At 40.0% G+C, this 26,364-nt stretch carries 20 protein-coding genes, 6 tRNA genes and 1 pseudogene; 24 read left to right on the top strand and 3 right to left on the bottom strand.

What is annotated here, in order from left to right; all coding sequences use genetic code 11:
- Positions 1 to 140 precede the first annotated feature (140 nt).
- From NLX65_RS01340 to pth, 3 genes and pseudogenes are all read left to right on the top strand, one after another.
- Positions 141 to 302: pseudogene (locus NLX65_RS01340) on the top strand (integrase core domain-containing protein); the annotation flags it as partial.
- 198 nt (positions 303 to 500) lie between these two features.
- The gene (locus NLX65_RS01335; protein WP_260536340.1) at positions 501 to 1,088 is read left to right on the top strand and encodes a 50S ribosomal protein L25/general stress protein Ctc; all 588 of its coding nucleotides are present in this window, start codon (positions 501 to 503) and stop codon (positions 1,086 to 1,088) included.
- 92 nt (positions 1,089 to 1,180) lie between these two features.
- Positions 1,181 to 1,738, top strand: a complete 558-nt coding sequence (gene pth, locus NLX65_RS01330; protein ID WP_260536338.1) for an aminoacyl-tRNA hydrolase — start codon at positions 1,181 to 1,183, stop codon at positions 1,736 to 1,738.
- Between the two features lie 592 nt (positions 1,739 to 2,330).
- On the opposite strand, the gene NLX65_RS01325 is transcribed toward pth, so the two are convergent.
- Positions 2,331 to 2,618, bottom strand: coding sequence for an HU family DNA-binding protein (locus tag NLX65_RS01325; RefSeq protein WP_114909993.1), 288 nt, complete (start codon positions 2,616 to 2,618; stop codon positions 2,331 to 2,333).
- 228 nt (positions 2,619 to 2,846) lie between these two features.
- On the opposite strand from NLX65_RS01325, the gene NLX65_RS01320 reads away from it, so the two are divergent.
- The 4 genes from NLX65_RS01320 (at position 2,847) to NLX65_RS01305 (ending at position 7,108) form a co-directional block, all read left to right on the top strand.
- Positions 2,847 to 2,920: transfer RNA gene (locus tag NLX65_RS01320), tRNA-Asp, on the top strand.
- A 161-nt stretch (positions 2,921 to 3,081) separates the two neighbouring features.
- The gene (locus tag NLX65_RS01315) at positions 3,082 to 3,540 is read left to right on the top strand and encodes a DUF4293 domain-containing protein (RefSeq protein WP_260536336.1); all 459 of its coding nucleotides are present in this window, start codon (positions 3,082 to 3,084) and stop codon (positions 3,538 to 3,540) included.
- 982 nt (positions 3,541 to 4,522) lie between these two features.
- A complete protein-coding gene (locus NLX65_RS01310; RefSeq protein ID WP_260536334.1) occupies positions 4,523 to 4,744 on the top strand; it encodes a hypothetical protein in 222 nt (73 codons plus the stop codon).
- Positions 4,745 to 5,047: 303 nt separating this feature from the next.
- Positions 5,048 to 7,108, top strand: coding sequence for a DNA primase (locus tag NLX65_RS01305; RefSeq protein ID WP_260536331.1), 2,061 nt, complete (start codon positions 5,048 to 5,050; stop codon positions 7,106 to 7,108).
- 106 nt (positions 7,109 to 7,214) lie between these two features.
- Here the strand turns inward: NLX65_RS01305 and NLX65_RS01300 are convergent.
- A tRNA-Arg gene (locus NLX65_RS01300) sits at positions 7,215 to 7,288 on the bottom strand.
- A gap of 132 nt (positions 7,289 to 7,420) precedes the next feature.
- Here NLX65_RS01300 and NLX65_RS01295 point away from each other — a divergent pair.
- From NLX65_RS01295 to NLX65_RS04070, 16 genes are all read left to right on the top strand, one after another.
- Positions 7,421 to 8,242 (top strand): hypothetical protein, encoded by an 822-nt coding sequence (locus NLX65_RS01295; RefSeq protein WP_260536329.1) that lies wholly within the window; start codon positions 7,421 to 7,423, stop codon positions 8,240 to 8,242.
- A 300-nt stretch (positions 8,243 to 8,542) separates the two neighbouring features.
- Positions 8,543 to 8,623: transfer RNA gene (locus NLX65_RS01290), tRNA-Tyr, on the top strand.
- A gap of 34 nt (positions 8,624 to 8,657) precedes the next feature.
- Positions 8,658 to 8,730, top strand: a tRNA-Gly gene (locus NLX65_RS01285).
- A gap of 16 nt (positions 8,731 to 8,746) precedes the next feature.
- Positions 8,747 to 8,821 (top strand) — tRNA-Thr (locus NLX65_RS01280).
- 95 nt (positions 8,822 to 8,916) lie between these two features.
- Positions 8,917 to 10,104, top strand: coding sequence for an elongation factor Tu (gene tuf, locus NLX65_RS01275; RefSeq protein WP_260536328.1), 1,188 nt, complete (start codon positions 8,917 to 8,919; stop codon positions 10,102 to 10,104).
- Between the two features lie 82 nt (positions 10,105 to 10,186).
- A tRNA-Trp gene (locus tag NLX65_RS01270) sits at positions 10,187 to 10,259 on the top strand.
- An 11-nt stretch (positions 10,260 to 10,270) separates the two neighbouring features.
- Positions 10,271 to 10,462 (top strand): preprotein translocase subunit SecE, encoded by a 192-nt coding sequence (secE, locus tag NLX65_RS01265; protein ID WP_114910404.1) that lies wholly within the window; start codon positions 10,271 to 10,273, stop codon positions 10,460 to 10,462.
- A gap of 161 nt (positions 10,463 to 10,623) precedes the next feature.
- On the top strand, positions 10,624 to 11,178 hold the full coding sequence (nusG, locus tag NLX65_RS01260; protein ID WP_260536327.1) for a transcription termination/antitermination protein NusG: 555 nt from the start codon (positions 10,624 to 10,626) through the stop codon (positions 11,176 to 11,178).
- Between the two features lie 194 nt (positions 11,179 to 11,372).
- Positions 11,373 to 11,816, top strand: coding sequence for a 50S ribosomal protein L11 (gene rplK, locus NLX65_RS01255; protein WP_260536326.1), 444 nt, complete (start codon positions 11,373 to 11,375; stop codon positions 11,814 to 11,816).
- Between the two features lie 11 nt (positions 11,817 to 11,827).
- On the top strand, positions 11,828 to 12,514 hold the full coding sequence (gene rplA, locus NLX65_RS01250; protein ID WP_260536323.1) for a 50S ribosomal protein L1: 687 nt from the start codon (positions 11,828 to 11,830) through the stop codon (positions 12,512 to 12,514).
- A gap of 4 nt (positions 12,515 to 12,518) precedes the next feature.
- Entirely contained in the window at positions 12,519 to 13,061 is a 543-nt protein-coding gene (gene rplJ / locus NLX65_RS01245; RefSeq protein ID WP_260536322.1) for a 50S ribosomal protein L10, read from the top strand.
- Positions 13,062 to 13,251: 190 nt separating this feature from the next.
- A complete protein-coding gene (gene rplL, locus NLX65_RS01240; protein WP_260536321.1) occupies positions 13,252 to 13,629 on the top strand; it encodes a 50S ribosomal protein L7/L12 in 378 nt (125 codons plus the stop codon).
- Positions 13,630 to 13,682: 53 nt separating this feature from the next.
- Positions 13,683 to 17,522 carry a DNA-directed RNA polymerase subunit beta gene (gene rpoB, locus NLX65_RS01235; RefSeq protein ID WP_260536344.1) on the top strand — a complete coding sequence of 1,280 codons (3,840 nt, stop codon included), beginning with the start codon at positions 13,683 to 13,685 and terminating at the stop codon, positions 17,520 to 17,522.
- Positions 17,523 to 17,567: 45 nt separating this feature from the next.
- Positions 17,568 to 21,863 (top strand): DNA-directed RNA polymerase subunit beta', encoded by a 4,296-nt coding sequence (rpoC, locus tag NLX65_RS01230; protein ID WP_260536320.1) that lies wholly within the window; start codon positions 17,568 to 17,570, stop codon positions 21,861 to 21,863.
- 450 nt (positions 21,864 to 22,313) lie between these two features.
- Positions 22,314 to 22,604, top strand: a complete 291-nt coding sequence (locus NLX65_RS01225) for a DUF2278 family protein (RefSeq protein WP_260536318.1) — start codon at positions 22,314 to 22,316, stop codon at positions 22,602 to 22,604.
- A gap of 172 nt (positions 22,605 to 22,776) precedes the next feature.
- The gene (locus NLX65_RS04070; protein WP_445083368.1) at positions 22,777 to 22,980 is read left to right on the top strand and encodes a DUF2278 family protein; all 204 of its coding nucleotides are present in this window, start codon (positions 22,777 to 22,779) and stop codon (positions 22,978 to 22,980) included.
- 455 nt (positions 22,981 to 23,435) lie between these two features.
- Here NLX65_RS04070 and NLX65_RS01220 read toward each other — a convergent pair whose 3' ends face one another.
- The gene (locus NLX65_RS01220) at positions 23,436 to 23,633 is read right to left on the bottom strand and encodes a histone H1 (RefSeq protein ID WP_260536317.1); all 198 of its coding nucleotides are present in this window, start codon (positions 23,631 to 23,633) and stop codon (positions 23,436 to 23,438) included.
- A 429-nt stretch (positions 23,634 to 24,062) separates the two neighbouring features.
- On the opposite strand from NLX65_RS01220, the gene NLX65_RS01215 reads away from it, so the two are divergent.
- Positions 24,063 to 26,261, top strand: coding sequence for an ankyrin repeat domain-containing protein (locus NLX65_RS01215; protein WP_260536315.1), 2,199 nt, complete (start codon positions 24,063 to 24,065; stop codon positions 26,259 to 26,261).
- Positions 26,262 to 26,364: the final 103 nt, after the last annotated feature.

Below are 26,364 nucleotides of genomic sequence, written 5' to 3'. Positions count from 1 at the left end.
GCCTAATGTTTTAGCTAGTTCCAATAACCCTAATTTAGGCTTGATAATTTTTTGATGTAAGTTCATAGTAGTTAAGATTTATATCATCATAATTTAACAATTGTCAGATTAAATCCTAACTACTACATTTTAGAACACTAAAATATAATTACCTCTTTATAAATGAGTTTAAAACTATTAAATCCCTAAAAAAGGGAATTAATAGTTACATTACTAAATATAATTACCAAAGGTTTCATTCTAGTATTAACTATCAAAAACCTATGAACGTTTATCTTAATCATTTAAAAATGGTAGCCTAGAAAAGGGGAAAAATAGGAAAGAAAAGTAAGAAAAATATGTCTGAAAAATTCAGTCCATTATAGCTGTTTTTTTATCTCGGTTTTTTTATTAAATTTGGTTTTATTAAGTAATGGTTAAATTACGGTAGCGGTAGGTTAAATCCTGGGTGCATGCGTATTAGAAATATTTTATTTTTAAATTGATTATAAACGATAGATATGAAAGTAATAGAGATTTTAGGGTATAAAAGAGCGAATCTCGGTAAGGTTGAGTCTAAAAAGTTACGCACAGCTGCACAAGTTCCGGGTGTGTTGTATGGCGGGTCAGAGCAACTGCATTTTTATGTGCCTATGGTTTTTTTACGTGATTTGGTTTACACACCTTATGCCCATTTTGTAGATTTAAACATTGAAGGATCTGTTTACAGGTGTATTCTACAGGAAATGCAATTCCATCCTGTAAGTGAAATGATGTTGCACGTGGATTTCTTGCAAATTTTTGATGATAAAAAAATTAAAATGCAGATTCCTACTGCCTTTGTTGGTAAAGCCATAGGTGTGGCCAAAGGGGGAGTGCTTTCTAAAAAACAAAGGAAGTTAACGATTGCTGCTTATCCTAAGGATATGCCATCGATGGTAGATATCGATGTTTCTGATCTGGACTTAGGACAAATTGTACGCGTACACCAAATTCCAGTAGCAAACTATACGATTTTAGCTTTACCTAATACACCAGTGGCTTCTATTGAAATTCCAAGGGCATTGCGTAGTGCAGCGAGTAAAGAAGAGAAAAAAGGTAAAAAGTAGCAAATCACCTTTTGTATGTTTCAAAAAAAGTCTAACGGCATTGGCTGAAAGGATAGCGGGTAAGCTATTGGTCTGGGCGCATAAAATAGTCTATGAAGGTATTGTTGGTTGGCTTGGGTAATATTGGTGCAGCATATGCTTATACCAGACATAATGTAGGCTTTTTAGTAGTAGATCATCTAGCAGCTCAACAAAAAGTTGCATTTCGAGTAGGTAGATTGGCTGCTGTTGCCTTTTTTGCTTACAACCATCATCAAGTCTATATGATTAAGCCTACAACCTATATGAATGACAGTGGTAGGTCCGTTCGGTATTGGTTGCATCACTTAAACATACCCATTGAGCAGAGTTTAACGATTGTAGATGATAGCACCCTTCCTTTCGGTACAATGCGTTTGCGGGCCAAGGGTTCTCATGCAGGCCATAATGGTTTAAAAAGTATTGCTGAGGCTTTAGCTTCAGATCACTATCCTCGTCTTCGCGTGGGTATTGGGAATGATTTTCCTAAAGGGGGCCTTGCCGATTTTGTATTGGCCAATTTTAATACAAAAGAATTACAAGATATGGATGGCCACTTAGATAGGGCAAGCCAAATATTGATGGCTTGGTCCAATAAAGGCATGGTTTATGCCATGAACCAGTTTAACTAAGTACTTGTTCAACTCAATGGCAAATAATACTAGACATCTGTCGTTCAAGTCACTGTTTTTTTGCATTAAAAAAGAACAACACGCCTGTAAAAAGTCGCGGTGTAGCAACTGTCATCATGCAGATGATTAGGAAAAAAAGTTTCCTTTGAAGTCCCCAAAGGGAGTGCTTCCTGTTTTTCTATCTGTAAGATGCCACTTTCAGCGACTTTTTGTCGAGGGCTTGATTTTTTATTACTTTTTTACCAAGCAAAAAGTAAAATAAAAATGCCTTATTAACCAATGGCGAGAATAGATGTTTTTATTTGACAATAAATAAAATATATTCCTTAGGTTGACGCCATTGCGTGAACAGATACTAAGAGCATTGATCACCTCTTTATTATTGTTTCTAGCTAGTGTTTCCATACGGCTGAATGGATATAAAATAATTAGCATAAAAAGGTTTTTGTATCTATCTATTTGATAGACTAGAACCTACCATCTACCTAAATGGATCGTGCTATATGTGCCCCCTATAGATTGCTTTGTATCTTTTACTATCGAGCGCTTAGCCATATAACCTTGACCAGTTATTTATTTAGTTTTATAAAAATTATACCGAACCAGCAGCCTTAATTTTTGCTGCAAAGAATTTAGAATGCTTAAAAAATGGGATGTAGTGTTCTTCTACCACAATAGCGGTATTGGTACTAATATTGCGTCCAATTTTTTTAGCTCGCTTTTTTTTAGAGAAACTACCAAATCCACTAAAATGCACCCGATGATTATCTGTTACAGCACTTTGAATCACACGAAATAATTCATCTAACGTATTTTTGACATCTTCTTTATCAATACCCGTTTTACGAGAAATTGCTAAAATTACCTCTGCTTTAGTCATAGTATATACTGATTTAAAAATGATGCAGTCATTTAGGTTGATGAGTGGGTGGTCATTAGCCCAATCAACACCTTTATATAGATAACAAGTTCATTATCATGCCATGAATTTACATGAGAGAGTTTGAACTTGCAATTATTTTCCTATATAAAACGATTATTATTTTTGATAAATAGTAATTTATGCCTTACATTTGTATTTGAATGGAACAGTTCATGTAAATTTTAAGGTCTGGTAGTTCAGTTGGTTAGAATGCCTGCCTGTCACGTAGGAGGTCGCGGGTTCGAGTCCCGTCCAGACCGCTTCTATCCGGTATGAGATAGAAACATAGCTCCTCTTAAAAAATAATAGAAACATATGTAGTAGCCTATTAAAATGGATAGGCTATTATAGCCATGCAATTTTTTGGTATGGCTTAATGCTTTAGGTTATTTTTTTTCTCTCTTTTATTATCGTATTGCGCATGATTCAAAGAATTCAATCCCTTTATTTGGGGGTAGTCTGTATGGCTATGGTTGCCTTCCTTAAGGTTTCAGTTTGGGTGAAAGTAGATTGGGGTTATGTTTGTACCATGAAGTCTTATGCACTGATCGTTTCTACGGGGCAGCATATTATATTCCCTTATGTTGCGTCTGCTTTATTAGCCTGTTGTCTTATGGTGACCGCAGTATATACCATTATACGGCATGATAATAGAAAGTTACAACTTCGTTTAGTTGCTGGTATAAGCCGCACATTGGTTGTATTGCTCATCTTGATCTTTATGCTGATTAAAAAAGCTGATGCAGCCTATCTTCTGGGTGGATGTAGCAGCTATCCAATAGGTAGTATACTGCCTATTATCGCCTTAATAGCTAGTTTATTTGCACGATATCATATTAAAAAAGACGAGCAACTGGTTAATGCGGATCGCTTAAGGTAAGGGGATTGTACTTTTTATTTGATCAAAGGCATACATTGATTCAAGAGGCAAGGAAGTGTGTGCTCACTGGCGTCAACGTTAGTGCGATCCGAAGTCACGAAAGCGTGAGGGTTAAATTCCCTCTTCCCCAAACATCAGGGATAATGTATAGCTCACGTTTTAGAGTCTGGTACCCTCTAGGATGGAAGCAAGAGATAAAAGCAGGTAATGTTAAACCTTATAGCAAATCCCTTCAAACAGAGTTAAGCAAGATTACGAGAGAAACTTATGTCAGAATTGTCGTTAGGCCAAATATGGGAAATAAGGTTGAAACGCATAAAACAAAATTTACGAAGCACAATAGGAACTAAAGGTTAAGTTACTTTAGTTATAGATGTTCTCAGCTTCGGTCAAATAGTAAGACTCTAAACTTAACGAGAAAGGAAAATGTGGAACGGAGTAACCACAATGCAGCTCTTACTATCTTACTTATCATTAAGATAATAATGAGTTAGCCAGCCGTATGCTGATATATGGAAGGATTGTTTAAGAAGCCATATCCTGAGTTAATACTCAGGATATACAGACGTAAACACTATAATTTGGAAAGTAAAGTTATGAGTATTGGTTATATGTTATGGACGAACAAAATGTTAGGTATACATGGATATAATCAATATCACAAGCTATGAAAGTACATTTAGTAAGCTTCAAGATGTTTTAGATGGAGAAGTATGTATAACAAACCCCAACTTATAGAGGAGCCGTATAACGGGAAACTGTTACGTACGGTTTTGAAGCCAAGTGGGGAGGGGTGACTCTCTCTGCTTAGATAACAGGGACATTTATTCTAACACAGAGATAGAAATGGTTAACGCGTATACGTCGTTGCTCATGTCCGACAAGTTCTTTTTTATCGGCGGACATAAACGCTTTAAATGGACGCAATGGAAGCAAGCGCCCATTAAAATGACAGGTATCTGTTATTCAAGTCACTGGTTTTTTGCATTATAAAGAACAACGCCCCTGTAAAAAGTCTCGGTTTAGAAAGTGGCATTTTACAGATGATGTCGAAAAACAGTTTCCTTTGAAGCCCCCTTTGGGGGCGGTTTCTGTTTTTCCATCTGTAAGATGGCACTTTCAGCCACTTTTTACCGAGGGTTTGATTTTTTGTCCACTTTTTTATCAAGAAAAAAGTGGGATAAAAATCATTATTAACCAGTAATGTGAATAGATATGCATGATTACATTTTTTAAATGCATGCAATACTTGTAGATACAAGGTCTATTTTTTCTGGAGTAAAATCTAGTTTATTTTTTATTTTTGTTTTGCATAATGCGATAACACTCAACATCCGCATGCAAATTTTACCGGTACATACAACAAAGCTATGCAGGATAACAGCGATTCTACATGAGGTTGATGGAAAGGTATCGGTTCGCACTGCCCATTACCAGCTGTTGTAGCGTTTCGCAGGCGGCCTAGATGTACAGTATAAAAATAGCTTTATGCCCCAATATACTTACTATGATCGTTAGTCAAGCAACCATTCAAGCCGTTCAGCGCGTTGCGCGCATTGAAGAGGTAGTAGCTGATTTTGTATCCCTTAAAAAAAAAGGGCAAAATTTTTGGGCCTGTTGTCCTTTTCATCATGAACAGACCCCTTCCTTTTCGGTATCTCCTACAAAAGGATTTTACAAATGTTTTGGATGTGATGCTGCTGGAGATGTTATCACTTTTGTACAACAGATAGAGGGTGTTTCCTTTGTAGAGGCCATTACCGCTCTTGCCCAAAGGTATGGCATACCAGTTGCATCAGCGGAAACGCGTATGCAGGACTTGCAGGCTTATCAAGCCAAAGAAAGTCTCTACATGCTATTGAATTTAGCTAAAAATTATTATGCAGATCTACTGTGGCATCATCCAGAAGCAGCTACAGTAGCCCTGCCCTATTTGGCGCAACGGGCCATTCAACCTGCAATAGCCAAAAAGTTTGCGTTGGGGTATAGCCTGAATAGCTGGAATGGATTCTATACCTTTGCCATAGAAAAAGGCGTAACCTTAGAGCGATTGGTTGCGGCAGGCTTGGTGGTCCAAAATGGCACGAAGGTTTATGACCGTTTTCGAGGCAGGTTGATGTTTCCTATTCATAATAGTAGTGGACAAGTCGTTGCCTTTGGCGCGCGTCATATGGTTACGCCTGCGCAATCTACTTCTGATATACAATCTTTAGAAGAAGCGCAATCGACAGGGTACGTGGCTGTATGTGCTGAGCGCAGGCAAGATCCCACACCCGAATGGCCATTAGCAACCGAGGTACGTAAGCAGTCTACTGCTGTAGATAGCCCTAAGTATATTAATTCACCCGAAACCCCTGTTTATCAAAAGGGGAGCTTACTATATGGGCTTTCTTTTGCCAAGCAATCTATCAAGCAGGTCAGCAATTGTTACCTTGTGGAAGGGTATACCGATGTATTGGCCTTTCATAGAGCAGGGGTAGAGCAAGTAGTTGCTTCTGCCGGTACGGCGCTGACAGAAATCCAGATAGATGCGCTCTATCGTTTTACCGCTAAGGTGACCTTAGTCTTTGATGGAGATCAAGCGGGTATGCAAGCTGCGGTGCGTGGCATAGATAAATTATTGACCAAGGGTCTTGAGGTAAAGGTTATATTGTTGCCCTCCGGGGAGGATCCAGATAGTTATCTCCGTAAAGTAGGTGTAGATGCTTTTAACCATTATATCCATTGTTCTGCTCAAGACTTTATTACCTTTAAAGCTGGGTTTTTACTTTCTGTTGAACAGAGTCCAGTGGCACAAGCAAAAGCGATACGGGAGATCGTGCAAAGCATTGTTGCCATTCCAGATGAAATAGCGCGCACCCTATTTTTGAAAAAATGCAGCAAGCTCTTTGCTATAGAAGAAGAGGTACTTGTAACGACCTATCGTGCATTACTGCATAAATCTATGCCAGTGTGGCGGCAAAAAAAAACATTTGCTACGCCTCATGGGAGACCCATAACCAACCCATATGTAGACCCCAAAAACCTTCCTTTAACCAGTAAGCTTACGGCAAGCATTGAAGCCTATGAACGAGAAATTATGCGCATTCTATTGGCTTATGGTGCAACAAAAGTAGCGGAAGACAAACCATTGTATACCTATATTTTCTTGGAGTTAGCGGATGTAGCCTTTAGATCTACTGAGTGCAAAGTACTTTTTGATTATTGTAAAGCGGTCGCTCAGCAAGGTGGTTTGGTAGATATGCAGTGCTGTTTAGATAGTAAGGAAGCCGCCATTAGAAAAATAGCCATTGATTTAACCGCCTCTCCTCATGATATTAGTGAAGCTTGGGTCAAAAAATATGGAATTTATACGATGGAAGAAGGGCAAAATGCACAAAGACTGAGTTTAGAGGTTATCCTTCGGTTAAAGATTCGCTTGGTACAAGAGCTTATTGAAGAAAATAGAGCAGCTCTTACACAAGCATTGCCTGCAGATGAAGAAATGGAACTACTCAAAGTCCACCAATTGCTTAAAGATTCTGAGTGCAGCATTGCCAAACAACTTGGTACAGTGGTGGTGCAATAAAGGCATTTTTAGTATGTGTTCAGCCAATGGCGTCAACTTAATGAATTTTTTTTAAAAAGTGGGATAAAAAAACCTTAAAGTTGGCGCCGTTGGATGCGTGATCTTGTGGACTTGAAGGGATTCGAACCCCTAACCGCTGCATCCGTAGTGCAGTGCTCTATCCAGTTGAGCTACAAGTCCATCCTTAAACTGTTATGCAAATTTAACAAACAAAAATTTATTTCAAAGTAATGTTTTGACATATTTAAAAAAAAAAGTACCTTTGTTAGGTAATATTTATGCACTATAATACACTATAATATCATTATTTACATGAAAAAGAAGCTCCTTCCTTTGTTATTGTTTTTTATTTTTGCTCATGTTACCCATGCAGTTGCTCCCGATGAGCCAGCGCATGTTGCTGTGGATAGCCTAGAAAATCCATCTGATGCTTATCTGCCACTTGTACAAAATTATCCCAGCTTTATGCTGGAGCTGTTGCGGATGGATTATTTATACAATTTAGATTCGAATCAATCTATACCGTTTCATAGCATGAAAAAATTCAATTGGTCTGGTTTATTGCGTGGCAATGGCGCTATGTTGTATGCTATACGCCTCAATCAATCTCGTTTTGCTTTTTGTGCAGGGCTAGGTTGGAGTACGTTGCATTATGCTTTTGCCGGTACAGAAGGTCAAGATCGTGACGGTAAGCCGGTTTATCCAAGGCTGATAAGGAGGTCGGAATCGCGTACATTGTGTGAAGAAATGGAGCATAAGCAGGGTAAGACTATATTAGGTACTGCACTTAAGATTCCTTTTATTGATTTCTTGTTTAGATTACGGTTCAATAGTGTTTTAGATGACCCTAAGGCAGGCTTTCATACTTGGTTGGGGGTGAGGCTTGGTTTCCGTCGACGTGCTTCGATGTTGATTGATTATAAAGAATATAGTGATTCAGGGGCTTCCTTGGTTGAACATGCTTATTTTAATCTAAAGAAATATGCTTTCGGTTTCCAAGTTGGAATCGGGTATAGCCGTTTTGGTGTAACAGGTGGTTTTCACTTAACGCCCCTTTTTGAGAAAAACCAGGGTCCTGATCATGCCAATTCGCTTAGGCCTTTTTCTTTCGGTATGTATGTAGATCTTATATAGCCTAGCTTAGGTGTAGGACTATCTGATGGCTTTATAATAAATATTGAACATAGGCGTTTTTTTGCCTGTAATTTATTTGTATGTGTTCAGCGTAGTGGTTTTTATTAGGTATCTGTTCACGTCACTGATTTTTTTGTCCACTTTTTTATCAAGAAAAAAGTGGGATAAAGTTCATCATTAGCCAGTAATGTGAACAGATGCATTTATTTCTATTGTAAGAGAGGGATATTTTTTGTAGATTTGCTTGACCTCTTTGGTTGGTTACTATACTATATTTTCTCTATCTTTTTTACTGCAATTGGGGAGATGCCAGAGCGGCCAATTGGGGCGGACTGTAAATCCGTTGCGTAAGCTTCGAAGGTTCGAATCCTTCTCTCCCCACTAGTGTCAGTAGGGGCAGTGCGGGTATAATCAAGCGGGAGTAGCTCAGTTGGTAGAGCGGCAGCCTTCCAAGCTTCAGGTCGCGAGTTCGATCCTCGTCTCCCGCTCTTTGGTTTCTATAGGGCCGGTGTAGCTCAGTGGTAGAGTGCTTCCTTGGTAAGGAAGAGGTCACGGGTTCAAGTCCCGTCATTGGCTCCATTTTGGAGTAGGATTGAGGGGGGGTTGGTATTAGGTAGATTCAAAAAATATTGAATAAGTGCGTTTTTTATTGAAAATCTAAAGAATTATAAACTATGGCAAAGGAGACATTTAATCGGTTAAAGCCCCATGTGAACATTGGTACCATTGGGCACGTTGACCATGGAAAAACCACGCTTACGGCTGCTATTACCACTGTTTTAGCTAAAGCAGGGTTGGCAGAGAAAAAAGAGTTTTCAGCTATTGATGCGGCTCCAGAGGAAAAAGAGCGAGGTATTACCATTAATACTGCGCACGTAGAATACCAAACCAAAAATAGGCATTATGCCCATGTGGATTGTCCAGGCCATAAGGATTATGTTAAAAATATGATTACGGGTGCTGCGCAAATGGATGGTGCGGTTCTCTTAGTAGCAGCTACAGATGGTGCGATGCCTCAAACCAGGGAGCATATTCTTTTGGCCAGTCAAATTGGTGTGCCACGTATCGTCGTATTTTTGAATAAAGTCGATCTGGTAGAAGATCCTGAAATGCTTGAATTGGTGGAGCTAGAGATTAGAGAACTCTTGAATACCTATAAATTTGATGGCGATAATACCCCTATTGTTCGCGGTTCTGCGCTGGGTGCTTTGAATGGAGAGCCACAGTGGGAAGCTAAAGTAGAGGAGTTGATGGAGGCGGTAGATACCTATATTCCGCTTCCGGTACGATTGGTAGATCAAGATTTCTTGATGCCTGTAGAAGGGGTATGTACCATTACAGGTCGTGGAACCGTTGTAACCGGTAGAATTGAAAAAGGTGTGATTACAACAGGTAGTCCTGTTGAGATTATTGGTATGGGGGCGGAAAAGTTGACTTCTATAGTTACGGGTGTTGAAATGTTCCGTAAAAACTTGGATAGGGGTGAGGCTGGTGACAATGTTGGCCTACTGTTGCGTGGGGTTGATAAGTCTTCTATTCAACGTGGTATGGTCATTTGTAAGCCAGTCAGTGTGAAGCCACATAGTAAGTTTAAAGCTGAGGTATATGTATTAACAAAACAAGAAGGAGGGCGTCATACCCCATTCTTTAACAAATATAGGCCGCAGTGTTACTTTAGGACAACAGATGTTACGGGTGAAGTAAAACTGCCTGAAGGCGTTGAAATGGTTATGCCAGGTGATAATGTGAACCTAGAAATTACGCTTATCCACAGCATTGCTATGGAGGTAGGGTTGCGTTTTGCGATTCGTGAAGGCGGTAGAACGGTTGGCGCTGGAAGGGTGACTGAGATTGTTGAGTAATCCATTTGCCTACTTTCTAGTTGCCTGTTTATCCTAGTAAGAGCTGGTTTCGTTTTGCTTTTAATTTCATGGTATAAACAATACGGGTGTAGCTCAACTGGTAGAGTGATGGTCTCCAAAACCATAGGCTGGGAGTTCGAGTCTCTCCACCCGTGCATCAAATAATATGTCAAAAGCAAAGATATTTATACAGAATCTGATACAGGAAGTAAGGTATAAGATTACTTGGCCTCCCTACCATAGGTTGCAAAATAGTGCGGTGCTTGTGCTTGTAGCCTCCTTTATATTTGCGCTTCTTATTGGGCTCATGGATTGGTCTTTAAAAAAAGCTTTTGTCTGGTTTTATAATGCTTTTTAAACAATGGACCTCTTTCATAATCTATTTGTAATGCGCAATTTTTAGGAGAAGGTCAGTCGTGCACCGAAGAATACTAGATGTATTTGAGGAGTATAGATCAGCTTTGTTACCAAAATTGCCATTAGAAATAGATTATGAAAGAGGTCAAATGGACGAGTTGAATGAATGCGTTAGAATGGTATGTGCTTAAAGTAGTTGCTAAGCAAGAAGAAAAAATAAAGGCTAATCTGCAGGCAGAGCTTGTAAAAAATAATTTGCAGCCTGTTGTTGGTGAGTTATTCATACCTTATGAAAAGGTATATGAAGTACGTGCTGGGAAAAAATATGTAAAAAATAGACATTTGTTTCCTGGATATATCTTCTTGCAAGCAGATTTATCCAATGGGCTTCTGGTACAGTTGCTGAAAAGTATAACGGGTGCTTTAGGTTTCTTAGGGGTTAGAGGATGGCGTGGTACGCCTGTTCCATTGAATCAGGCGGAAGTAGACCGTATTATAGGTAAAACCAATAGTATTGAACCTAGCGATCTAAAATTGCATGCTATTTTTGCGCTAGGGGAGGTAGTTGAAATCATAGACGGCCCTTTTTCCGGTTTTTCTGGCAAAGTGCAAGAGATTTTTGAAGAAAAGAAAACGCTCAATGTAGTGGTTAAAATTTTTGATGAGCGGAGTACACCTGTAGAGTTAAGTTACACGCAGGTTAAAAAGACTTTTTAGTAGACTATGTTGGCAATGTGCCTTCTGCTTGGTCATTTGCACGTTGACCCGGTGCTTAAGCCCTCACGTATAGTGCTTACGTTGTGCTTTTCTGCGTCGTTTCTTCTGCAAGTCCCTCTGTATAAGTGCATTGTGCAAGCAATCTAGTCAAAGGGGCGCATCTGCGCTAATGATTTTTATAAAATGCATATAGTATGTCTAAGCCAGTTTTAGGTTATGTAAGGTTGCGGGTTAAGGGTGGTTCAGCCAATCCATCTCCACCAGTAGGTCCAGCATTGGGTAGTAAGGGTATCAATATCATGGAGTTCTGTAAGCAGTTTAATGCCAGAACAAAGGATCAACAAGGAGAAATTGTACCTGTCATCATTACCGTTTATCAAGATAAGTCTTTTGACTTCATCATTAAAACATCCCCTGCTGTTGTTTCTATTATGAAGCTTTCGGGCATCACAAAAGGTTCCCCTGAATCTAATAGGCGTAAGGTGGCTACGATTAGCTGGGAGCAGATTAGGCAAATTGCAACGGATAAACTTCCAGATTTAAATACCTTAAATGTAGATGCGGCTATGCGCATGATCGCTGGAACAGCAAGAAGTATGGGTGTTACGGTACAAGGTACTGCGCCTTGGGTTAAATAAAAGATAGGAAAATGGCCATTCAAAAAAGAGATAAACGTACGGTTGCTTCCAAAGAAGCCTATAGTTTAAGCGAGGCTGTTCAGTTGGTGCAAAAAAATACTTTTACAAAGTTTGATGCCTCCATGGATGTTGCAGTTCGTTTAGGTGTAGATCCTAAAAAATCTGATCAAATGGTCCGGGGAACGGTATTGTTGCCATATGGAACGGGTAAATCTTGCAGAATTTTAGTACTCTGTACAGCTGATAAAGAGCAGGAAGCCAAACAGGCTGGTGCTGACTATGTAGGGTTAGATGACTATATAGAAAAGATAGCTGCGGGGTGGACGGATGTAGATGTGATTATCACTATGCCAACTGTTATGATTAAACTGGGCAAGTTGGGTAAAATATTAGGCCCGCGTGGCCTAATGCCTAATCCTAAGGTTGGCACGGTAACTATGGATGTCGCAAAGATGGTCCAAGAGGTCAAGAGCGGAAAGGTCAGTTTTAAGGTGGATAAGTATGGCATTGTACATAGTAGTGTAGGTCGTGTATCTTTCTCCCAAGAAAAGATCGTAGAGAATGTGATGGAGCTGTTACGAGCAATTGTTAAGTTAAAGCCTGCTTCCTCAAAAGGGCTTTATGTAAATAGTATTAGCCTTTCTAGCACGATGAGTAGAGGCGTTGTCGTAGATAGGAGCATTGCCGTTGGGCTTTAGAAAAATGAAACGAGAAGAAAAATTACAGGTTATCGAAGGTCTAGCAGAAAAATTTTCCACTTTTGACTGTTTTTATGTGATAGACGCTATGGGTCTCACCGTAGAGCAGGTAAACAAGTTTAGAAAAAATTGTGCGGATCAAAATATAGTTTATCAAGTAGCTAAGAATACATTGATCCAGAAAGCGCTGGAACGATCTGAAAAATGTGCCGCCTATGTGGGCGCTTTTTCAGGTGTGTTGAAAGGTTTTTCTGGTATTTTGTTTAGCCGTGACAGCGGGCGTGCGCCCGGAAAAATGTTAAAAGCTTTTTTGGAAGTTGAAAAATTAAGTTTTCCGGTGTTGAAAGGTGCGGCTGTTCACGGTGATCTATTTATTGGCGCAGCACACTTAGATGCATTGAGTAACCTAAAATCCAAAGAAGAGATTTTGGGCGATATAATCACACTTTTGAAAGCACCTATCTTAAATGTTGTGACTGCGATTCAATCTGGAGAAAGACGTTTAATGGGCGTAGTAGAAACTTTATCGAAAGCATCTGCTTCATAAGCGGCTGCTTGCGTAACCCGCTTATGCGGAAATGTGTAGGAGACACGGCGCATAAAACCGAAGCGTATGAGCTATACGTGAGGGTTTAAGCACCGGATCGACGTGCAAAAGGCCAGGAGCGTCTCGAAAGACGTCTAAGGAGTGTTGCTGTATTTTTTATCTATCTAAATTGTATAAACCTTTATAAATTATGGCCGAGTTAAAAGTTTTAGCCGAACAACTGATTAATTTAACGATTAAAGAGGCAAATGAGCTAGCTCATATTTTGAAAAATGACTATGGTATTGAGCCTGTTGCTGCTGCTCCTATGATGATGGCAGCTGGTCCTGCTGCTGCAGTTGAAGCAGCGCCAGCAAAAACAACCTTTGATGTGGTTGTAAAATCAGGGGGTGCTGCTAAGCTAGCGGTGGTTAAACTGGTAAAAGAAATTACAGGATTGACGCTGAAAGAAGCAAAAGAGTTTGTGGATGGCGTGCCAGGTACGATGAAGGAAAACCTGCCTAAAGAAGAGGCAGAGACGATGAAACGAAAATTAGAAGAGGCTGGTGCAGAGGTTGAGTTAAAGTAACCTTGTTACACCTTTGTGAAGAAAAAAAAACATCTAGTAAACAAAATTGCCATATGCCTTCTGCTGATACCCCTGCAAACTATACTGATTTGCTTGAAATCCAGTTAAAGTCGTTTAGAGACTTTTTTCAACTGGGTGTTAGTCCAGAGAATAGAATCAATGAAGGGCTCTATAAGGTTTTTATGGAGCATTTTCCTATTGAAGACGCTAAGCGGAACTATATTCTGGAGTTTATTGATTACAATCTAGAGCTGCCCCAATATACGCCTCGGGAGTGTATTGAGCGTGGGTTGACCTATGATGTTCCTTTGAAAGCAAAATTACGCTTATTGCAAAATGATGAGCATACTGGAAAGTATGAAGGTGTGGAGCAAGAGGTTTTTTTAGGTAATGTACCCTATATGACTGATCAGGGTTCGTTTATTTTAAGTGGTGTGGAGCGTGTGGTGGTTTCTCAGGTGCATAAGTCTTCTGGTATTTTCTTTTTTCAGAATAAGCACATTAGTGGGTCAAATGTTTACTCTGCTAAAGTGGTGCCTGCCAAGGGGGTTTGGATTGAATTTTCGGTTGACATCAATTCGGTGATGTATATCTACCTAGATAGGAAAAAGAAGATTCCCATTACCACCATGTTGCGTGCCATTGGGTATAGTAGCGATAAAGATATTTTAGATATCTTTGGCCTTGCCGATGAAGTAAAGGCGACTAGAGCCGTGCTAGAAAAAGAGATGGGTCGTAAGTTAGCTGCTCGGGTTCTAAAAAGTTGTGAGGAGTGTTATGTAGATGAAGAAACTGGTGAAGAATATGTACGCACCACCCATGAAGTCCTTGTAGAGCGCAATACGGTATTGGATGAAGCAGTTATAGAGGTAATCTTATCTGCTCAAGTTGCTTCTATTATTTTGCATAAATCAGAAGCAGTATATGCAGACTACCACCTGGTTTATAATTCATTTGGGAAAGATAGTACCAATGATACCAAGGAGGCTATAGAGCAAATTTACCGTCAGTTGCGTAATGCGGAGGCACCGGATGAGCAAACGGCGCGTGAAGTGGTAGAAAGCCTTTTTTTTAGCAGTAAGCGGTACACCCTGGGTGAGGTAGGTCGTTATAGGATCAATAAAAAATTAAACCTGGACATTCCAATCAAGACCTGTGTCTTAACACAAGAAGATATCGTACAAATTATTCACTACCTCATCAAAGTGGTCAATGGTAAAGCAGAAGTAGATGATATTGATCACTTAAGCAATCGTCGGGTTCGTTCAGTTGGTGAGCAACTTTTTACCCAATTTGGCGTAGGATTTTCTCGTTTGGCTAGAACCATTCGGGAGCGCATTAATATTAGAGATAATGAGCTGTTTAAACCTGCAGATCTCATTAACGCACGTACCCTTTCTTCTGTCATCAATTCTTTCTTTGGTATCAATCCGCTGTCCCAGTTGATTGATCAAGTCAACCCACTGGCGGAGATTACCCATAAGCGTCGTGTATCTGCGTTAGGACCTGGTGGACTTTCTAGGGACCGCGCCGGTTTTGAGGTCCGTGACGTGCACTATTCCCATTATGGCAGGTTGTGTACCATTGAAACCCCAGAGGGTATGAACATTGGTTTGATTTCCTCTCTCTGTATGTATGCACGTGTCAACAGTATGGGTTTTATTGAAACACCTTATCGCCGGGTAGCGGATGGTAAAGTAGATTTAAGCGGTGACATTTGTTACCTGAATGCAGCAGAAGAAGAGCATGGCAATTTTGCTCCAGCTAATGTAAGGCTGGATGGAGATGGCGTTATGCTAGATAACCGTGTAAAGGTCCGCAATGGAGATGAATATCCGTTGGTAAAACCAGAGCAAGTGAATTATATGGATGTTTCCAGTAGTCAGATTGCTTCAGTGGCTGCCTCTTTGATTCCATTTTTGGAGCACAATGACGCCAGCCGTGCATTGATGGGTTCTAACATGCAACGTCAGGCCGTTCCTTTGATCCGCCCAGATGTACCGATTGTATGCACCGGTGTAGAAAAAAGAGTGGCAAAAGAGTTTAGGGGTTTGCCTATTGCAGAAGGTAGTGGTAGGGTTACTTACGTAGACAGTAGAAAAATTGTAGTGGAATATGACCGCTCAGCAGAAGAAGCACTCGTTGCATTTGATGAAGCTTCGGTGACCTATTCCATGGATAAGTTTAGAGGTACCAATCGAAGTACTTGCATTAACTTATCGCCCATTGTTTCTAAGGGAAGCCGTGTAGAAAAAGGTCAGGTGCTTTGTGAAGGTTATGCGACTAAAAACGCCGAGTTGGCATTGGGTAAAAATTTAAAAGTAGCCTTTTTATCCTGGAAGGGATATACCTTTGAAGATGGTATTGTCATTTCTGAACGTATTGTGCGGGATGATGTCTTTACCTCTATCCATATCAAAGAATTTATTCTCGAGGTAAAAGATACCAAGTTTGGTGCAGAAGAGTTGACCAATGAAATTCCAAATGTAAGTGAAGAAGCGATTGCCAAATTGGATCTGGATGGTATTGTAAAGGTAGGTACAGAAGTCAAAGAAGGGGATATATTAATTGGTAAAATTACCCCAAAAGGAGAGATAGATGTTACCCCAGAAGCCAGGCTTTTGAAAGCTATTTTTGGTGATAAAGCAGGCGATGTCAAGAACACCTCTTTGCGTGTTCCATCTGGTATGGAAGGTATTGTCATCGATACGAAAATTTTTTCTAGCCCTGAAAGAAGTAAGGAAAGTAAAGAAAAAGTTAAAAAAGAACTGGAATTATTAAAAAAAGCACATACCAAGCATTTGCTCAAACTACGTGATATAGCCATTAAAAAGTTGTCTGTTGTGTTAGATGGCATCGTTACTAGTGGTATTTATCACCAATTTGGCGATGGGATTATCGCAGAGGGTACCAAACTCACCTCCTTATTAATTGCTGAAAAACTTTTCCCTTCTAAAAATATCTATCGTGATGAATCTCTTTACAATGTGCCTGCAGAAGCCAATTTACTTGGGGATCTTGTATGGAGTAATTGGACAGCTGATCCATCTAAAAATGAGTTGGTGCAGCGTATTGCAAGCAACTATGTTAAAAAGTGTGTTGCCTCTATTGTGCGTTTTAAACGTGACCGATTTACACTAGAAGCGGGTGATGGGTTGCCCAAGGGAGTGGTAAAAGTAGCGAAGGTCTATATTGCAGAAAAGAGAAAGCTTAAGGTGGGTGATAAGATGTCCGGAAGGCATGGTAATAAAGGTATTGTTTGTAAAATAGTGCCTCAAGAGGATATGCCTTTCTTAGCAGACGGTACGCCGGTAGACGTTGTATTAAGTCCACTGGGCTTACCTTCCCGTATGAACTTAGGTCAGTTATATGAAACCGTATTAGGATGGGCCGGTGATCAGTTAGGTAAACGGTATATCAATCCTATTTTTGAGGGGATGACCTTAGATCAGATTTCCAGTGAGTTAGATCAAGCTGGCTTACCTGCTTTTGGTAAAACAACCGTTTATGATGGTGGGACGGGTATGCCATTTAGTCAAAAAGTTACCGTTGGCGTAGTCTACCTGCTCAAGTTGGCCCATTTGGTAGACGATAAAATGCATGCACGCTCTACAGGGCCTTATTCTTTGATTACCCAGCAACCATTAGGTGGTAAAGCCCAATTTGGTGGACAAAGATTTGGTGAAATGGAAGTATGGGCATTGGAAGCCTATGGCGCTGCCTATACATTACAAGAAATGCTCAATACCAAATCAGATGATGTAGTCGGAAGATCTAAAGCCTATGAATCCATTGTGAAAGGTAATAATATTCCAAAACCCAATTTATCCGAATCATTTAATGTATTGATTCATGAACTAAGAGGCCTAGGACTTGAAATTACACTTGTATGATACTAGTCAGTTTGACATTCCATATTTAACATCGCTTTTAACCGTATGAAGTTTAAAAGAAATAGGGCACAATCCACTCAATTTTCTGGCATTATTGCCAGTCTTTCCTCTCCAGAGGTTATTTTGTCGCGTTCATCAGGAGAAGTGACGCTGCCAGAAACCATTAATTATAGAACACATAAACCTGAAACGAAAGGGTTGTTTTGTGAGCGTATATTTGGCCCTGTAAAAGATTGGGAATGTCATTGTGGCAAGTACAAAGGTATTCGCTATAAAGGCATTGTATGTGATCGATGTGGCGTTGAGATTACAGAAAAAAAGCAACGTAGACAACGGGTGGGCCACATTGAGTTAGTGGTTCCGGTCACCCATATCTGGTATTTTAGAGTCCTTCCTAGTAAGATTAGCTATTTGCTTGGTATACCTACTAAAAAAGTGGAACAGATTGTATACTACGAGCGTTATGTAGTGATTCAACCTGGTATCAAAAAAGACGAGGGGGTAGCCGCTATGGATCTGTTATCTGAGGATGAGTACCTCAATATTTTAGATCAGCTTCCTCTAGAAAACCAATTACTGAGCAACTCAGATCCTAATAAGTTTATCGCCCTAATTGGTTCAGAAGCGATTGAAGCGGTGCTCAAGGGGCTTGACTTAGAAAAGCTTTCCGTTGATTTGCGCGAGCAGCTATTGACCGATGCCTCACAGCAGCGCCGCATTGAAATTGTCAAAAGGCTAAAAATTGTAGAAGGTTTTAGGGATGTCCATAAAAAAGTAGAAAACCGTCCAGAGTGGATGGTGATGCGTATCTTGCCAGTCATTCCTCCTGAGTTACGTCCTCTTTTTTCATTAGGCGGTGGTAAATTCGCTACTTCTGATTTGAATGATCTCTATAGAAGGGTGATTATTAGGAATAACAGACTCAAGCGGTTATTGGATATTAAGGCCCCTCAGATCATTATACGCAATGAAATGCGTATGTTGCAGGAAGCCGTTGATTCTTTATTTGATAATTCCCGTAAGGTAAATTCTGTTGCTTCAGAGGGTATTCGACCACTAAAGTCCCTTTCAGATATGTTGAAAGGGAAGCAAGGTCGTTTTAGGCAGAACTTGCTTGGTAAGCGTGTGGATTATTCCGGCAGATCGGTTATTGTGGTAGGGCCTGAATTACGGTTGCATGAGTGTGGGCTACCTAAAGAGATGGCCGTTGAGTTATTTATGCCTTTTATCATACGCAGGCTTATAGAGCGTGGTGTAGCAGAAACTGTAAAAGTTGCCAAAAGATTAATAGAGGAAAAAGACCCTGTTATTTGGGATGTATTAGAGAATGTATTGAAAGGCCATCCTGTATTATTGAACCGTGCGCCTACCCTCCATCGATTGGGTATCCAAGCCTTTCAACCTAAATTAATTGAAGGTAAAGCCATTCAATTGCATCCTTTGGTTTGTACCGCTTTCAATGCCGACTTTGATGGGGATCAAATGGCCGTCCATGTTCCCCTTGGCCAGGAAGCCATTGCCGAAGCTTCATTGCTGATGTTGGCATCTTATAACGTGTTGAATCCTTCCAATGGTATTCCTATTACCATTCCCTCCCGTGACATGATTTTAGGCTTACATTACCTCACTAAAGGAAGGCGTAGTAGGTCCGGTGATGTGGTACTAGGAGAGGGTATGTCTTTTTATGCACCTGAGGAGGTATTAATGGCCTTAGCCCATGAAAAAGTTTCAAAGCATGCCTATATCAAATTACGTCTGCCTATTACGCATGCAGATGGCAGTGTTGCCTATCATTCTATAGAGACCACGGTTGGTAGGGTATTCTTCAACGAATATTGTCCAGCCGGTATGGCCTTTGTCAATGAGACACTTAATGTCCGCAACATGCAGCGCATTGTAACCGACATGTACAGTCAATTTGGTACAGTCGTTACCGTTGCGTTTTTAGATAACATTAAAGCTTTAGGTTTTAATACTGCATTCAAGGCAGGAATGACCATTGGTCTTGATGATGTAAAGATACCGGCTAATAAAAATGAACTCATTGCCCAAGCTACTGCAGAAGTGGAATCTATTTGGGGGAATTATATGTTGGGTTTGATCACCGATAATGAGAGGTATAATCAAGTAATTGATGTATGGACCAGAACCAATACCCGTATTACCAATCAGCTCATGGAACAGTTAGAGCAAGATCAAGATGCCTTTAACTCCGTTTATATGATGATGATTTCCGGTGCAAGGGGTTCTCGTGAGCAGGTGCGTCAGTTAGGCGGTATGAAAGGCTTAATTGGTAGGCCTCAAAAAAGTACCCAAGGGGCAGTAGGAGAAATTATTGAACACCCTATTATTTCTAACTTCCAAGAGGGGTTGAATGTGATTGAGTATTTTATTGCTACGCATGGCGCGAGAAAGGGGTTGGCGGATACCGCTTTAAAAACAGCAGATGCAGGTTATCTAACGAGAAGGTTGGTCGATGTAGCACAAGACTTAACCGTTGTGGAAGAGGATTGTGGTACCCTTAAAGGCATTCACGTAACCGCTGTGAAAGTAGAGAATAGGGTGGTTGAATCACTTGCAGAACGTATTCTCGGGCGTGTAGTAGTCGAAGATATTTTGGATCCTCAAACGGGCGTTTTGCTCGTTGCACGTGGCAACGGCATTGGTGAACAAATGGCTGCGCGCATAGAGGCCGCTGGCCTAGAGGCCGTTTTGGTACGTTCTGTCTTGACCTGTGATTTACCGCAAGGGGTTTGTGTAAAATGTTATGGGCGCAATTTAGCTACAGGTAATATGGTATCTGTGGGCGAGGCAGTTGGGGTCATTGCGGCACAATCTATTGGGCAGCCTGGTACACAGCTTACCATGAGAACCTTCCACGTCGGAGGTATTGCGTCTAATGTGACCGTTGATGCGAAGGTTAAAGTCAAGTATGCAGGGGTTGTCAATTTTGAAGACCTGATGGTGACCAGTTATATAGATGCAAATGGAATGGGCGTAGAAGTTGTTATGAGCCGCTCTTCGGAGCTGCAAATTTTGGATGCAGATACAAGAAAAGTCTTAACCAGTACCCATTTACCCTATGGTTCACATCTTAAAGTCAAAAACAATCAAGCGGTAAGCTATGATCAAGAGCTCTACCATTGGGATCCTTATAATGTGGTATTATTGGCTACCCAGGATGGCGTAGTGAACTTCCTAGGCCTTGAAGAAGGGATTACCTATCAAGAAGAATTTGATGAACAAACTGGCCGGAAAGCAAAGGTCATGATTGAGTCTAGGGATAAAACCAAACATCCAAGTGTAGTCTTATGTGATGAGGCAGGCGTAACCATTGCTTCGTATACCCTTCCTGTGAAAGCGCAGTTAGCCGTAGAAGTAGGTGACAAGGTTCATAAAGGAGAGGTGCTTGCTCGGGTGCCTCGTATCATCAATCAATCTCGAGACATTACAGGTGGTTTACCTCGTGTAGTCGAGCTTTTTGAGGCTAGAAAGCCTGCCAATACAGCTTTTATTAGTGAGTTAAGTGGCGTGGTAACCTATGGGGGCATTAAAAGAGGCAATAGAGAAATTTTTATTGAATCTAAAGAAGGCATACAGGTCAAGTATATGATCCCATTGTCTAAGCATATCTTGGTCCAAGACAACGACTATGTAAAAGTAGGAGAGGTGATTACAGATGGTGCGGTAGCTGCTGCTGATCTTTTGGTTACAAAAGGTCCACTCGTTGCACAGGAATACATTATGAATGAGTTACAAAACGTATATCGTTTACAAGGTGAGAAAATCAATAATAAACACATTGAAATCATCATTAAACAAATGATGCGTAAAGTAGAGGTACTTGATCCAGGTGATACAACCCTATTGCATGGGCAAGTGATTGATAAGGTTAAGTTCTTTGAAGAGAATGATAGGGTTCGTGATCAGTCCATTGTGCTTAATCCTGGTGATTCTAAATTATTTAAGCAGGGGCAATTTGTCTCTTCTAGTAGGTTGCAACAAGAGAACGATAAACTAAAACAGCAGGGGTTAGTGGTTGTTGAAGCCAAGCCAGTAGAATTAGCCGTTGCGCAACCAAAGTTGCAAGGTATTACCCAAATCTCCTTGGCGACAGAAAGTTTCTTATCTGCAGCTTCTTTCCAAGAAACAGCTAAGGTGTTGAGTGATGCAGGTATTAGTGCCAAGTATGATAGGCTAAAAGGATTGAAAGAAAATATTATTGTAGGTCATTTAATTCCTGCCGGAACGGGTATGCGCCGTTATGAAAAGTTGGTTGTCAACTCTAAAAGTGAATTTGAGGCTTTGGTAGCTGCTAAAGCGGGTGCAGCAGCGGGGTAGGTACGTAGTGATATATATAAAAAAAGCATCTGTTCACGATACTTATTAATAATGAACTTTATCCCACTTTTTTCTTGATAAAAAAGTGGACAAAAAAACCATCGTGCTGAACACATACAAAAAACCAGTGACTTGAACAGATACATTAAGTGCATATAACGATAACCATTTGTCTGAATAAATCAACCCCATTATAGTTTAGTAATTTTTTACTAGGAACGGAAAAATCTGAATGGTCAGACAACAGGCCTGTCTGCATATGTAATATATTATTTTGGGTTATACAAGCGATCTAAGGTTTCCTTACACATCATCTTTACTCTAAGTAGTTATCTGAATAACTATAGCTAATTTTGTAGAAATTCAGATAATTTATCACCTTACTAGGTGCTATAATCAGCACTAGAGCCATATAACACGTATATAAGGGTATAATTACAAACTAAGTCTGTGTTAAAAAATTACTATTTATTAAAAGGTATGGTTGAAAAAGATTTAGAGGACCATACAAAAAATACATTCACACATCACAATCTTATTGTAAAGTACAATAACAAAGAATATCAGGTTAATATAGATATTCAATCTGATGCGTACCCTAATGTAAAGGTATATTTCAATGATGCGTTTAATCATCCATTATTAGAAAATATAGGAAAACTAACAGATGAAGGATTGTTTAATTTAAACGAACTGTCTCAAGATTATAAACTTGATTATTTAAGAAGTAATGTGGTATAGATCGGTCAACTCATATCACTAGAACCAAAGCTTACGAAAGTATTATCAATGCTTTTAGATCAATATATTAAGCCAGGGTGTTATATATATGTAATGGGAGGGTTTTACAGTGAAGACCAGGAACAAGAAGAAGATAATCTTCCTCATGGATTAAAACTAAGAAGAATATACAATTATTTACCGTCCCAGGGTACATGACGTACATTTAAATCAAGGAACTCCTCTATCGATGAAGCGACATAAAACTAACGGTATTTACCAGGATGGCGCTCTATTTGTTAAAAACTTGGATAATCCAGTAAAAGCTTTTTTCTTTATGTTTAAAGAACAGTCTTTAAAAACGGATCCAAATGGCAACCCTGTTGAACAGAAATAAATTCTCTCCATTCGCCCCAAGGAAAGATACATCCGTGTGGTCAGGGTCTTTCTAAATATTGTGTAAATACTTAGATGCTCCCATGAAATTTGTATGTGTTCAGCGCAATGGTTTTTATTAGGTATCTGTTCCAGTCACTGGTTTTTTTGTCCACTTTTTTATCAAGAAAAAAGTGAGATAAAAGTCATTATTAAGCAGTATCGTGAACAGATACAATCTGACTTGCCATAGTCCTGAATAGAGACCTAAGATGACACTTTTAGCAATTTTTTGCCGGTCGCTTGATTTTTTTTTGGACACTTTTAGACAAGTCAAAAGTGTAGTATAGATGTCTTTTTACCACCGATCTGAACAGGCCATAGCATCAGCTTCAGGTAAATCTATGCTAGTACAGAGGCGTAAATGGATCGTTCGTATACGCCACCATTTGTAGCTGCTAAGTGTATTTATGCAACTTATTTATCTCCCTTTAGCTCTTCCATAGAGGCCTTGGATGCCGATATATGTGTGCGGATTTCTTGCGCAATTTTTTTTAACGTTTGCATGCCTTTGCGAACCCTGGTTCCAGCAGCTTTGTTGTCTTTCTCGTAGAATTTATGAAACTCATCTTCTAAGGAAAGTACTAATGTTTTTAATTCTTCAAATCGATTCATGATATAATAATTAATGGTGTTTATAGGAACCTTACTAGATGGTCTCTTTGAGGCTATAAAATGGCCTACTGTGCTGCACCTGGTACGAAATAGTTCATGTCCAAAGGCAATCCTTTCATAAGATGGCCACCTGGTGGTCTTTACTATTTTATGAATCTAATCAATTTTTATCAAATTGTTCTGATCTGTATTGAAATTTTTGACTTAATACTCCCCTTGTTTACCCTATGATAGGTCCATGCAGCGTTAGGGTTATGTTGCAAAAAAAATGCCCATTATAAAAAAATATGATCAGAAAGCGAAGTTCGATAACTGGGTAAATAGAAGCTACGCTTCAACAATCAGCTGTTATGGTTTGATTTGCGTTTTATACACTTTCTTTTTTTTATATATTGGCTATAATCTAGCCATGCATAAAAACAAAATAATATGTTTAACAAGAAAATCTTACTGTTTGGCGTCTCTATTGGGTCCTATATCCATGCTATATATTCTACCTATGGGAGTACGCAACAGCTGGTCAACCCATCTGATCAGGTTACAATTGCTCAATCGCTACCTGTAGAAAAGCATATAGCGCCTATAGAGATACACTTAGCAGCTGCCAAGGGGGATGTAGCCCATATCCGTTCTTTAATCGCTGCTGGCAAAAATGTACAGGTATTGGACCGAAACAAGATGAGTCCATTGCATATTGCTGCTGCTAGAGGTCATTTACTTTGTGTCCAAGAGCTTATCAATGTAGGGACTAAAGTTAATATAGTGGATTACCTAGGTAGAACACCACTCTATTTTGCTGCCCAGCATGGGCATCTATCCATTATGCGTGAGCTCATTGCAGTTGGTGCTACCATTCAGCTTACCGATTGCCTAGGTAGAACGCCGATTCATGTTGCGGCGCAAGCTGGTCAGGTGGCATGTATGAACTATTTAATACAAAAGAGCGCACATGTCGATGGGTTTGATAATGATGATCTAACCCCTTTACATTATGCTGCTTTATCCGGTTCATTTTTATCTGTTCAAACTTTAATAAAGGCAGGTGCAAAAGTGCAGGTATTTACGAAGCACCATAAGTTTACGCCGTTGCATGCGGCTGCACAAAGTGGTAATGTTGCCTCCATACAGTTATTAATCCATAACCATGCTAACGTAAATTCGGTTACGCCTAGTGGCATTTCACCCCTTTATATAGCGGCTCAACATGGCAAACTCGCTGTGTTAAGGGAGCTATTAGCGCATAAGGCAGATATTCATGCAGCAGACGGCCTCAATACACCCTTACATGCTGCTGCCTTAGCTGGCCATTTGGATTGTTTAAATCTATTATTAAAGGCAGGTGGGAATCCATCGGTTCGCAATAAAGAACAAAATACCCCTTTGCATTTAGCCGCTCGATATGGTAAGCATGATTGTTTAAAAGCATTGATTGCTATTAACGAAGCATATATACACCTAATAGGTGAAAAGCAGCGCACCCCTTTACATTGGGCCGCTCGATCAGGGCATTGTATTTGTGTCGAGCAGCTTATTGAGGCAGGGGCTGTTATAGATGCTTCAGATTTTCACAATAAAACTCCCCTTCATCTCACTGCTTTCTATGGACACGATAGTTGTCTAGATAAGTTGTTAAAAGCGGGTGCCAATCCTCACGCCACTACCCATATAGGCTTTACACCTTTACATATGGCTGCTAAAAGTAGGAATATAAGGTGTTTACAAGCACTGATAGAGGCTGGTGTGCGGCTCTCTATTGTCGATAGGTTTCAAAATACTCCACTGCATTTATCTGTTGCATTCCAAAATATCGATGCTAGTGTAGCACTTATACAAGCTGGTGCACCAGTGAATATAGCCAATCAGTGGGGAGTCATGCCCCTACATATAGCTGCGAAACTAGGGGATTTGGCTGCTTTGCAAGCACTTATTGAAGCAAAGTCTAAGGTGAATATGGCAAAAAAGTCAGGTGCTACGGCGTTGCATGTGGTGGCAAAAAGAGGCTACACAGCTTGTTTGAAGGCATTGATACAAGCAGGTGCCCAGGTGAGGGTCTACAACCGGGTAAAAGAAACACCACTCTACCTGGCAGCTGCTAATGGCCATTTAGATTGTGTAGAGGCCTTGATTGCAGCCGATCAAAATCAGCATTCTATCACTAAAAAGCTTAAAGGCAAAGTTAAAGATCAACCACTTCTGGCTAAGGTTATGAAAAGCAAACCTAAGTTAGATATGGTTAATCAATTGAATGAGACACCCTTATATGCTGCAGTTAAGCATGGACATGTCGATTGTGTTTTGATGCTTATACGTCATGGTGCCAGGGTAAATGTCAGGAACAAAAGAGGAGAAACCCTTTTGCATCTCGCTGCTCAAAAGGGCTGTGAAGTTTGTGTAAGGGCTATTTTAGGTGCAAAAGCAGCAATCAATGTAGTAGACCATTATAAAAATACACCGCTGCACCTTGCGGCTCAAAATGGCCATATCAAAGTGGTGCAAGAACTCATACGAGCAGGGGCTTTATCGCAGCAGAACAGATTTAATAAGGTACCTGCTTATTTGGCGTTACAGAATGGTCATGTAAAGTGTTATAAATTGTTGAACATCTACTTCGCACAGCAAGAACAATAGGAACCCGTTTGGTAGGATGCTTAGGGGCTTAAGGGGGGTAATAGGTAAAATTTAACTACTAGATAAAGCCTAAATGTATCGTTTAACTTTTTGTATCTGTCGT

It is taken from the genome of Candidatus Cardinium sp. TP (assembly GCF_025215055.1).
In the GTDB taxonomy this organism is placed as follows: Bacteria; Bacteroidota; Bacteroidia; order Cytophagales; family Amoebophilaceae; genus Cardinium.
The sequence above is the reverse complement of the archived record's forward strand: the minus strand, read 5'-3'. Positions and strand labels throughout refer to the sequence as shown.

Coding starts and splice junctions, on each gene's coding strand:
- NLX65_RS01335 (WP_260536340.1), top strand. CDS start 501: ATGAAAGTAATAGAGATTTTAGGGTATAAAAGAGCGAATCTCGGTAAG.
- pth (WP_260536338.1), top strand. CDS start 1,181: ATGAAGGTATTGTTGGTTGGCTTGGGTAATATTGGTGCAGCATATGCT.
- NLX65_RS01325 (WP_114909993.1), bottom strand. CDS start 2,618: ATGACTAAAGCAGAGGTAATTTTAGCAATTTCTCGTAAAACGGGTATT.
- NLX65_RS01315 (WP_260536336.1), top strand. CDS start 3,082: ATGATTCAAAGAATTCAATCCCTTTATTTGGGGGTAGTCTGTATGGCT.
- NLX65_RS01305 (WP_260536331.1), top strand. CDS start 5,048: ATGATCGTTAGTCAAGCAACCATTCAAGCCGTTCAGCGCGTTGCGCGC.
- NLX65_RS01295 (WP_260536329.1), top strand. CDS start 7,421: ATGAAAAAGAAGCTCCTTCCTTTGTTATTGTTTTTTATTTTTGCTCAT.
- tuf (WP_260536328.1), top strand. CDS start 8,917: ATGGCAAAGGAGACATTTAATCGGTTAAAGCCCCATGTGAACATTGGT.
- secE (WP_114910404.1), top strand. CDS start 10,271: ATGTCAAAAGCAAAGATATTTATACAGAATCTGATACAGGAAGTAAGG.
- nusG (WP_260536327.1), top strand. CDS start 10,624: ATGAATGCGTTAGAATGGTATGTGCTTAAAGTAGTTGCTAAGCAAGAA.
- rplK (WP_260536326.1), top strand. CDS start 11,373: ATGTCTAAGCCAGTTTTAGGTTATGTAAGGTTGCGGGTTAAGGGTGGT.
- rplA (WP_260536323.1), top strand. CDS start 11,828: ATGGCCATTCAAAAAAGAGATAAACGTACGGTTGCTTCCAAAGAAGCC.
- rplJ (WP_260536322.1), top strand. CDS start 12,519: ATGAAACGAGAAGAAAAATTACAGGTTATCGAAGGTCTAGCAGAAAAA.
- rplL (WP_260536321.1), top strand. CDS start 13,252: ATGGCCGAGTTAAAAGTTTTAGCCGAACAACTGATTAATTTAACGATT.
- rpoB (WP_260536344.1), top strand. CDS start 13,683: ATGCCTTCTGCTGATACCCCTGCAAACTATACTGATTTGCTTGAAATC.
- rpoC (WP_260536320.1), top strand. CDS start 17,568: ATGAAGTTTAAAAGAAATAGGGCACAATCCACTCAATTTTCTGGCATT.
- NLX65_RS01220 (WP_260536317.1), bottom strand. CDS start 23,633: ATGAATCGATTTGAAGAATTAAAAACATTAGTACTTTCCTTAGAAGAT.
- NLX65_RS01215 (WP_260536315.1), top strand. CDS start 24,063: ATGTTTAACAAGAAAATCTTACTGTTTGGCGTCTCTATTGGGTCCTAT.